Below are 3250 nucleotides of genomic sequence, written 5' to 3'. Positions count from 1 at the left end.
ATGTTATAGAAGGGAGAAGTTTGATAAAGAAAGCGTTAGAAAATATTAAATTGGTATATGACAAAAATACTATTTTAGATTTCTCGGATTTTAATGAATATCTCAATCAGAAAGTGCGGGGTATACATCTAAGTAATGAAAATAAAAAAATAATTGAACGAATGTTGTTGTAAAAATAAACGAGATCATCGCTTGACCGCATGAGAGTATACGACTCCATGTGGTTTTTTTGAATTTTCAAAGTCCTTATTGACGTACCACAACGTCGATGCTAATTTACATTAAGACGTAATGATACAGCGAAACCAGTAATGATGATTGGGGGAATGTCTTAACCGCCACTCGCCCCATGCTGGACAGCCGGTAGAATAATCCCACTATGAGCCCAAATTATCATTTTTTGAACTCAAAATTATGGTATGCCAGTGAAAGTGATCCATCCGCCTTATCGATAGTTATTCATATAATACACAGGGTCGTGTATTAAGCACCACGAATGTGGTCAAGACCTATGCCAATGTGCTGTATAACGGGTGGGACTTGCGCTGTTAGAAGAGCATTTTGATGATACTGCAGGATGGGCAATAATCCATACAGAGGCAGACGGCGTAAGTTATCCTACTGTTGACGGGCATGCTCTCCGCAGAGAGTGAAAATACAGGGGAATCATGACAATTCTCCCTGAATCAAACGCATGAATGAGGATATGGTTGAGGGGCAGATTGATAATCCGCTGAGTTTGGGGCATTTAATCGAAAATGATATGAATCTATCTGAAGCTGATAGAAAGAGTATTCAATTTTTATTAACTTCATTTATGAGGGCCCAGGCAAAGCAAGGTTTTAAAACAGTTCAAAGTTACTTGGATGCGATATTAGACAGTTAATGAGGTGCAAAATGGTGGGATTTATTTGTCATATTTGTGGGTATGCAGGAATAAATCAGTTACCTTGGGGAATTGATGGGAAATCACCAAGTTTTGATGTTTGCGCATGTTGTGGTGCAGAGTATGGAATTGATGATTTAACAAAGCTAGGTTTATTACATTACCAGAGAGAATGGTTGTCAAATGGAGGTAAATGGTTTGCTCAACATGAAAAACCAAATAAATGGGACTTAATTGATCAAATGGGAAATATCAATACAATAGAAAAAAGTTATTTGCCATATTATTTGAAGTGAAAAATACATTTTTGGAAAACAACTCGAGTGAATGTAATGATTTAAAGAAACCATTAATGAAGATTGAGAATAAGGAAATTGATTTTCCTAAAGATTTTGATTGGGTATACGGAAAAAGAAGAACAGGGATTTTATGAGGACGTACGAAAAATGATTTCATTATTAAGTACTAATCTGACCATTTATTTGTATCACTCATAGCTAGAGAGAAGCGGATAATTGTTTATACTCAATCCTAGTATAAGTAAAAGATTGCATGAGTAAACAAAATCAAAGTTGCCAAGCCATTTCTGGTATTAGAACAAGAGGTTACTGATACTTACTTTATCTCACAAAAGGCATCGTAGTAGTATTCAATAGAGCTGGTAAGGTTGTATCAACTTATAGAAAGCAAAATTTTGATGAAGCTATTAAGGCTTTATTGAAGGTGGTAAAGCAAATATGGAAGAGGATTATTATTGTCCTTTATTGAACAAGGGTATTGAATTAGGTCTTTGCATGGATATTAATTATGAAAGAGAGAAAATAGCTAACTTTAACATACTGACCGAACTTAGAATAAACAAAGAAGAAGCAGATCACTGCTGTACCAAATGTCCACATCATCCTTTTAACAAATAGTATTATTAGCCACATGCGAGTGAAACAGCTCCATGTGGTTTTTTGTATAACAATTCCTCATCCAGTATCTAATGAATCTGGCGAAATTAACCCTCGTAAGTTAGGTCAATTGGCCGCTAAAACAGACCGCAATGGCAGCACGTTTGGCTATAGTGAGTCTGGACACAGTAGATACGGGCTATACCTATGATTTGCAGAATACGTTAACCTCGGTGACCCAGGGAGCGAGTGCGACCAGCTTCAAGTATTACGCGGATGGCATGCGTTATCTGAAGACGAATGGCAATACACAGACCCAAGTGAACTATAATTTCCAGGGTCAAGTCATCTCCGAAGAGAAGATCGTGGGCAGCGTGTATACAGAGCAAGCGAACTTTGTCCGGGGTGACCGGGTGCTGGTGAAGAAAGACAAGAAGGCGTCGAAGGATTACTATCACCTGTATAATGGTCATGGTGATGTGGTGCAGATAGTCGATACCAGTGGAGCGGTCGTCAATAATTATACTTATGATGAGTAGGGAAATATCACCAGCCAGGTAGAGGGAACTTCGAACTCATTTAAGTACACCGGAGAAGTATATGATGCTGAAACCGGGCTTTATTATCTCTGTGCACGGTACTATGATCGGAGTATGGGGCGGTTTATAAATGAGGATACGTATGAGGGGCAGATTGACAATCCGCTGAGTTTCAATCTGTATACGTATGTGGGAAATAATCCTCTTATTTATTATAATCCAAGTGGCCACAGTTGGAAGAGTATCTGGAATTGGACTAAGAATGCTGCAAAGACAACACTAAATCTAATTAATGAAGCGGCTATGGCCTATCCACCATTAGAAGGAGAAGTTGCTCAAACACTAGGTAACAAGGTAGTGGGCTTCAGGGGAAAAATATTAGGTGAAGCACGTGTAGTTGGTGATATTGATGTTGAAACATCAAAATATATTATTGAGGTTACAGCAGGTAAGTCATCAAAGACTTCCTCGGAATTTGAAAAGTATTTTCAATCAGCAATGAATCCACAAAATAAGGGTGTTATCCTTTATGCACCTAACTTAAATTCAACCAAGATTGAAGGAATAAAAAAGGCTGGTGTAATAGTCATTCAGAATATGGATGATTTACTAAAGTTAATAAATGGAAAAAGGTGATCGATATGTCAAAAACACTTACATTCATCTCGGGGAATAGTATTGAAGAGAGTGAGTTTTGGAATGAGATAATTTCTTTAGGGGGAGATAAGCAGCAAATTGGTGAAACCTATTTTCAAGGCATCGTTAGTAGAGGAGAAAGTGCTGTGTGGTTGTTTTATAGAGGCAATGATCGTAGTAATTTTGATGAGAACGAACTAACAATATTGCTTGAAGAATACTCTTTAGTTCCTAAAACATCATTTAGTATTGATATCAGTAATGGTATTGGTAGTGAACAATTAGCCTTTAAT

At 37.3% G+C, this 3250-nt stretch carries 6 protein-coding genes; all 6 read left to right on the top strand.

Annotated elements, in window-relative coordinates:
* The first annotated feature begins 694 nt into the window (after positions 1–694).
* Positions 695–886 carry a hypothetical protein gene (locus A3842_RS08195; RefSeq protein ID WP_074101039.1) on the top strand — a complete coding sequence of 64 codons (192 nt, stop codon included), beginning with the start codon at positions 695–697 and terminating at the stop codon, positions 884–886.
* Between the two features lie 11 nt (positions 887–897).
* Positions 898–1182 (top strand): hypothetical protein, encoded by a 285-nt coding sequence (locus A3842_RS31940; protein WP_074101038.1) that lies wholly within the window; start codon positions 898–900, stop codon positions 1180–1182.
* Between the two features lie 441 nt (positions 1183–1623).
* Positions 1624–1803 carry a hypothetical protein gene (locus tag A3842_RS08185; RefSeq protein WP_074101037.1) on the top strand — a complete coding sequence of 60 codons (180 nt, stop codon included), beginning with the start codon at positions 1624–1626 and terminating at the stop codon, positions 1801–1803.
* A gap of 143 nt (positions 1804–1946) precedes the next feature.
* Positions 1947–2321, top strand: coding sequence for a hypothetical protein (locus A3842_RS08180; protein ID WP_218618664.1), 375 nt, complete (start codon positions 1947–1949; stop codon positions 2319–2321).
* A gap of 6 nt (positions 2322–2327) precedes the next feature.
* Positions 2328–2957, top strand: coding sequence for an RHS repeat-associated core domain-containing protein (locus tag A3842_RS08175; RefSeq protein ID WP_083609521.1), 630 nt, complete (start codon positions 2328–2330; stop codon positions 2955–2957).
* A gap of 5 nt (positions 2958–2962) precedes the next feature.
* On the top strand, positions 2963–3250 hold a 288-nt coding region (locus A3842_RS08170; protein WP_074101035.1), incomplete at its 3' end, for a hypothetical protein.

This window comes from Paenibacillus sp. P3E (assembly GCF_001909045.1).
Classification (GTDB): domain Bacteria; phylum Bacillota; class Bacilli; order Paenibacillales; family Paenibacillaceae; genus Paenibacillus_AQ; species Paenibacillus_AQ helianthi.
Note: the sequence above shows the minus strand (reverse complement) of the source record. Positions and strands in the feature narration are given on the sequence as shown.

What these genes read in the sequence shown, in the direction of transcription:
- A3842_RS08195 (WP_074101039.1), top strand. Translation starts at nt 695, where the DNA reads ATGAATGAGGATATGGTTGAGGGGCAGATTGATAATCCGCTGAGTTTG.
- A3842_RS31940 (WP_074101038.1), top strand. Translation starts at nt 898, where the DNA reads ATGGTGGGATTTATTTGTCATATTTGTGGGTATGCAGGAATAAATCAG.
- A3842_RS08185 (WP_074101037.1), top strand. Translation starts at nt 1,624, where the DNA reads ATGGAAGAGGATTATTATTGTCCTTTATTGAACAAGGGTATTGAATTA.